This window comes from Actinoplanes sp. NPDC051633, from assembly GCF_040681735.1.
Classification (GTDB): domain Bacteria; phylum Actinomycetota; class Actinomycetes; order Mycobacteriales; family Micromonosporaceae; genus Actinoplanes.
In genome coordinates this window covers 1-5,928 of record NZ_JBFAZH010000428.1, presented here as the reverse complement: position 1 = coordinate 5,928, position 5,928 = coordinate 1, and the positions used below count along the sequence as shown (strand labels likewise).

Below are 5,928 nucleotides of genomic sequence, written 5' to 3'. Positions count from 1 at the left end.
GCTCGGCGGCGGGGAGCCCGAGCAGCTCACCGACCTGCCCGAGGGCGCCGGTCCGCCGGTCTGGTCACCGGACGGCACCCGGATCGCGTTCACCGCGCCGTCGCCCGGCAAGGGCGCCGCACCCTGGGCCACCAGGACGCTCAACTACCAGGCCGACGGCCCCGGCTTCCTGCGCGGGCGGCGCCGCCACCTGCACGTGCTCGACGTGGCGACCGGCCACATCCGGCAGGTGACCGACGGCGACTGGGATGCCGGCGATCCGGCCTGGTCACCGGACGGGCACCGGCTGGCCTTCACGGCGCCCACCGCCCCGGACGCCGACCTGACCCTGCACCTGCCGGTGCACGTGGTGGACGCCGAGGACGAGCACGCGACCATCCGCGTCGGGGCGCTGCCCGAGGGCGTGGCCGCCACCGTCACCTGGACCCCGGACGGCGCCGACCTCCTGGTGACCGGCAACCAGGACTCGCCCGCCGGCCACACCCGGCTGCTGCGCGTGCCGATCGGCGGCGAACCCGTCGATCTCGGCGAGGTCCTCGACCGCAACGTGATGTCCGGCCCGGCCGTCGGCGGCGTCCCGCAGTTCGCCGGAGACGAGCGGACGATCGTCTTCTGCGTCTGCGACCGGGGCGACACCCACCTCTACGCCGTCGACCTCGACGGCGGCGCGCCCCGGCCCCTGGCGACCGGCACCGGGGTCCACGTGTCCGCATTCTCGGTGCGCGGCGACACCGCCGTCATCCTGCGGAGCACGCCGGAGGCGTACGGTGAGATCGTCGCTGTCGATCTTGAATCCGGCGCGGAGACCGTACGGTTCAGCCCGGAGCTCGACGCCACGCCCTATCCGAAGCAGGCGCGTGAGTTCGCGATCAGCGACGGCACGACCGTGGCCGGGTGGCTGATCCGCGATCCGGCCACCGATGGGCCCTCGCCGCTGCTGCTGGACATCCACGGCGGGCCGCACGGCGCCTGGAACGGCGCAGCGGACGATCGCCGCCTCTACCACCAGGAGCTGGTCGCCGAGGGCTGGACCGTGCTGCTGCTGAACCCGCGCGGCAGCGACGGCTTCGGTGAGGGGTTCTACACCTCGGTCTCCCGCAACTGGGGCGCGGCCGATTCGCCGGATCTGCTGGAGCCGATCGACCAGCTGGTCGCCGAGGGCATCGCGGACCCGGCGCGGCTGGCCGTCACGGGGTACAGCTACGGCGGTTTCATGACCGCGTACCTGACGGCGCGCGATCGGCGCTTCGCGGCGGCCGTCCCCGGCGGCATGGTCACCGACCTGACCAGCATGATCGGCACGTCGGACATCGGGCACCTGCTGCACGAGCAGGAGTTCGGCCGGGAGAACCCGATGGCGCTGGCCGAGAACGTCCGGACGCCGACGCTCATCCTGCACGGCGAGGCGGACCTGCGCTGCCCGGTCGGCCAGTCCCAGCAGTGGTTCACCGCGCTGCGGCAGCAGGGGGTGCCGACCGAGCTGGTGGTCTATCCGGAGGGCTCGCATCAGTTCGTCGGGCAGGGCCGCCTGACCCACCGGCTCGACTGGAACCACCGCACCGCCGACTGGCTGCGCCGGTACGTCACCGGCGCCAAGCCGGCCCTGGACCGGGAGCATTGGCAGCGGCGGCTGGCCGTGCTCGCCGAGCGGCACGGTGTGCCGGGCGCCACGCTGGGCATCCTGCACGGCGACCACCTCGCCGAGGCCGCGTACGGCGTGCTGAGCAGGGCGACCGGCGTGCCGGTGACCACCGACTCGCTGTTCCACATCGGCTCGATCACCAAGGTCTTCACCGCCACCCTGGTCATGCAGCTGGCCGACGAGGGCACGCTCGACCTGGACGCGCCCCTGGCCAAGGTGCTGCCCGAGCTGGCCCTCAACGACGAGGGCATCACCGTGCGACACCTGCTCCGGCACACCAGCGGCATCGACGGTGACCTGTTCACCGACTTCGGCCGCGGCGACGACGCCGTCGAGCGGTACGTCTCCGCCCTGCCCGGCGAGGCGCAGCTGTTCCCGGCCGGCGCCGCGTGGTCGTACTGCAACTCCGGCTTCGTCCTGGCCGGCCGCGTCGTCGAGCGGCTGACCGGCGCCACCTGGGACGACGTGCTGCGCGACCGGCTGCTCGAGCCGCTCGGCATGGACCACACGGTCACGCTGCCCGAGGAGGCGCTGCTGCACCGGGTGGCAGTGGGTCACCTCAAGGGCGCCCCGGCCAAGATGTGGCACTTCGCCCGGGCGATCGGCCCGGCCGGCATCATCAGCTCGACCGCGGGCGACGTGCTGCGCTTCGCCCGGATGCACCTGCGCGGCGGCGACGGCCTGCTGAGTCCCGCGTCGGCGGCGGCGATGACGGCGCACGAGGTGGACGTGCCCAACCCGGAGAGTCTGGGCGACTCGTGGGGGCTGGGCTGGATCCGGGCGAGCTGGGACGGCCGGCGGCTCTACGGGCACGACGGCAGCACGATCGGGCAGACCGCGTTCCTGAAGGTGCTGCCGGACGAGGACCTGGCCGTCGTGCTGCTCACCAACAACGACGACGGCGCCGGGCTCTACCAGGACCTGTTCACCGAGATCTTCGCGGAGCTGGCCGGGATCACCGTGCCGGCGCCGCCGACGCCGCCCGAGCCGCCGGTCACCGCTTCCCTCGACGAGCATCTCGGCACGTACGAGCGGGCCGGCGTGCGGCTCGAGGTGCTCGAGGGCGCCCGGCTGCGGATGACGATGAGCGGATTGTTCGCCGAGCTCAGCGATGAGCCGGTGGTGGAGACCGAGCTGATCGCCCTGGGCCCGGACCGGTTCCTCACCCGGCAGCCGGGCGAGCGCACCTGGACGCCGGTCACCTTCGAGGTGCTGCCGACCGGGGAGCGGTTCCTGCACCTGGGCACGCGCGCGGCGCCTAAGGTGCCTGCATGACCTTGCTCGCCGACATCGAGGCCGACATCGAGGCCATGGTCACCTGCGAGTCGCCGTCGTCGGATCCGGTGGCGGTCGCCCGCAGCGCCGACCTGGTGGCCCGGATCGGCACGCAACGGCTGGGCGCGGCCCCGGCCCGCCACGGCGCGAACCTCCTCTGGCGCTGGGGCGGCGAGCCGAAGGTGCTGGTCCTCGGGCACCACGACACGGTGTGGCCGCTCGGCTCCCTGGCGACGCATCCGTTCTCCGTCGCGGGCGGGGTGATGCGCGGTCCCGGTTGCTTCGACATGAAGGCCGGTGTCGCGATGGCGTTGCACGCGCTGGCCGCGCTCGACGACCTGGACGGCGTGACGCTGCTGATCACGAGCGACGAGGAGATCGGCTCGCCGGGCTCGCGCACGCTGATCGAGGAGTCCGCTGCGGGCTGCGCCGCCGCGCTGGTGCTCGAGGCGTCCGCGGACGGCGGCGCGCTCAAGACCGAGCGCAAGGGCATCTCGATGTACACCGTCCGTGCGCACGGGCGGGCCGCGCATGCCGGGCTGGAGCCGCACCGGGGCGTCAACGCCGCACTGGAGCTGGCGCATCAGGCCCTCACCGTGGCCGCGCTAGCCGATCCGCAGCGCGGCAGCACGGTCACGCCGACGACCTTCGCCGCCGGCACCACGTCGAACACCGTGCCGGCCGGCGGGGAGTTCGCGGTCGACGTACGCACCGCCCTCGGCGACGAGCAGGACCGGATCGATGCCGCGATGCGCGGGCTCCAGCCGGTCCTCGCCGGCGCGACGCTCGAGGTGACCGGAGGCCGCAACCGGCCGCCGCTGCCCGGGTCGGCGTCGGCGGAGCTGTTCGCCCGCGCCCAGCGGATCGCCGCCGGGCTCGGGCTGCCGCCGCTGGCGAGCGCGGCCGTCGGCGGCGGCTCGGACGGCAACTTCACCGCGGGCATCGGCATCCCCACGCTGGACGGGCTCGGCGCGGTCGGCGGCGGCGCGCACGCCGCGGACGAGCACGTGCTGGTGGACCGCCTGCCCGACCGGACCGCCCTGCTCACCGCCCTGATCCGGGACCTGCTCGGATGAGGATCCGCCAGCTCACCACCATCGCCGAGATGACGGCCGCCGTCGACCTCTTCGACGCGCTGTGGCCGCCCGGCGATGCCGGTTCGCTGATCCAGCCGGAGATGCTGCGCGCCCTCACCAAGGCCGGCAACTACCTGGCCGGCGCCTTCGACGAGGACCGGCTGGTCGGAGCCTGCCTGGGGTTCTTCGGCCCGCCGGCGTCGCGCAGCATGCACAGCCACGTCGCCGGCGTGTCCGCCCAGCACGCCGGGATCGGTCTCGCGCTCAAGCTCGATCAGCGCGAATGGGCGTTGCGGCACGGCGTCGAGACGATCAGCTGGACGTTCGACCCGCTCGTCGGGCGCAACGCCTACTTCAACCTCACCAAGCTGGGCGCGACGGCCGCCGAGTATCTGCCGGACTTCTACGGCGAGATGACCGATGGGGTGAACCAGGGCGCCGGCTCGGACCGGCTGCTGGTCTCGTGGGATCTGGCGGCGCCGGTGGGCCGGCCGGTCGAGCGCGGGGACGCGGTGATCGTGCTGGGCCGCGCCGCCGACGGCGGGCCGGAGATCGGCTCGCTGGACGACTCGCTGCCCGCCTCCCCGGACGGGGTGACGCTGCTGATCGCGACCCCGTCCGACATCGCGGCGTTGCGCCGCACCGATCCCGCGATGGCGAACGCCTGGCGGGTCGCGCTGCGCGAGGTCCTGAGCCCGCTCGTGGGTGAGGTGGCCGGCTTCGACCGGGCCGGGTTCTATGTGGTGCGACAGAAGGGAACGGGCCGATGAGGTTGACGGGAGTGGAGCTGCGCCGGATCGCGATGCCTCTGGTGGCGCCGTTCCGCACGTCGTTCGGCACCGAGACCACCCGCGAGGTGCTGCTGCTGCGCGCGGTCACCGACGAGGCCGAGGGCTGGGGCGAGTGCGTCGCGATGACCGACCCGCTCTACTCATCGGAATACGTGGACGCGGCCGCGGACGTGTTGCGGCGCTTCCTGATCCCGGCCCTGGGTGCTGACCTGACGGGCGTGTCGGTGGCGCCGGCGCTGGCCCGCTTCAAGGGCCACCGCATGGCGAAGGCCGCGCTCGAGATGGCGGTGCTCGACGCCGAGCTGCGCGCCGCCGGCCGGTCGTTCGCCCGGGAGCTCGGCGCGGTGCATGAGTCGGTCCCCTGTGGAGTGTCGGTCGGCATCATGGACTCCATCCCCGAGCTGCTCGAGGCGGTCGGCGGCTATCTGGCCGAGGGCTACCTGCGGATCAAGCTGAAGATCGAGCCGGGCTGGGACGTCGCGCCGGTCCGGGCGGTGCGGGAGAGCTTCGGCGACGAGATGCTGCTGCAGGTGGACGCGAACACGGCGTACACCACGGCGGACGCGCGCCACCTCGCCAAGCTGGACCCCTTCGATCTGCTGCTGATCGAGCAGCCGCTGGACGAGGAGGACATCCTGGGACACGCGGCGCTGGCCCGGGTGGTGCGTACCCCCATCTGCCTGGACGAGTCGATCACCTCGGCGCGCGCGGCGGCCGACGCCATCCGCCTGAACGCGTGCGAGATCGTGAACATCAAGCCGGGCCGGGTGGGCGGCTATCTGGAGGCGCGCCGGATCCACGACGTGTGCGTGGCGCACGGCGTGCCGGTGTGGTGCGGCGGGATGCTGGAGACGGGCCTGGGCCGCGCCGCGAACGTCGCGCTGGCCGCGCTGCCGGGCTTCACCCTGCCGGGCGACACGTCGGGCTCGGCGCGCTACTACAAGACCGACATCACCGAGCCGTTCGTGCTGGAGGACGACGGCCACCTGACCGTACCGACGGGCCCCGGCCTGGGCGTCACCCCGCTGCCGGACGAGCTGTCGGCGGTGACCCTCTCCACGGAGTGGATCACGGTCTGACTCAGGCGCCGATCGCCGCCGCGATCGGCGGGGGCAACGGGTACGGCCGCTCCGGCGGGAGCAGG

General features: G+C 73.5%; 4 protein-coding genes. All 4 read left to right on the top strand.

The window, feature by feature from the left end:
* Nucleotides 1–2,917, top strand: a 2,917-nt coding sequence (locus AB0M20_RS22740; protein ID WP_364301197.1) for a serine hydrolase, incomplete at its 5' end; no start/stop codon positions are given.
* Nucleotides 2,914–3,993: a M20/M25/M40 family metallo-hydrolase gene (locus tag AB0M20_RS22735; protein ID WP_364301195.1), complete on the top strand. Its 1,080-nt coding sequence runs from the start codon at nucleotides 2,914–2,916 to the stop codon at nucleotides 3,991–3,993. The genes AB0M20_RS22740 and AB0M20_RS22735, both read left to right, overlap by 4 nt.
* Nucleotides 3,990–4,763: a GNAT family N-acetyltransferase gene (locus tag AB0M20_RS22730; RefSeq protein ID WP_364301193.1), complete on the top strand. Its 774-nt coding sequence runs from the start codon at nucleotides 3,990–3,992 to the stop codon at nucleotides 4,761–4,763. The genes AB0M20_RS22735 and AB0M20_RS22730 overlap by 4 nt, the downstream gene beginning before the upstream one ends.
* Nucleotides 4,760–5,863, top strand: a complete 1,104-nt coding sequence (menC, locus tag AB0M20_RS22725) for an o-succinylbenzoate synthase (RefSeq protein ID WP_364301191.1) — start codon at nucleotides 4,760–4,762, stop codon at nucleotides 5,861–5,863. Before AB0M20_RS22730 ends, menC begins: the two co-directional genes overlap by 4 nt.
* Nucleotides 5,864–5,928 lie beyond the last annotated feature (65 nt).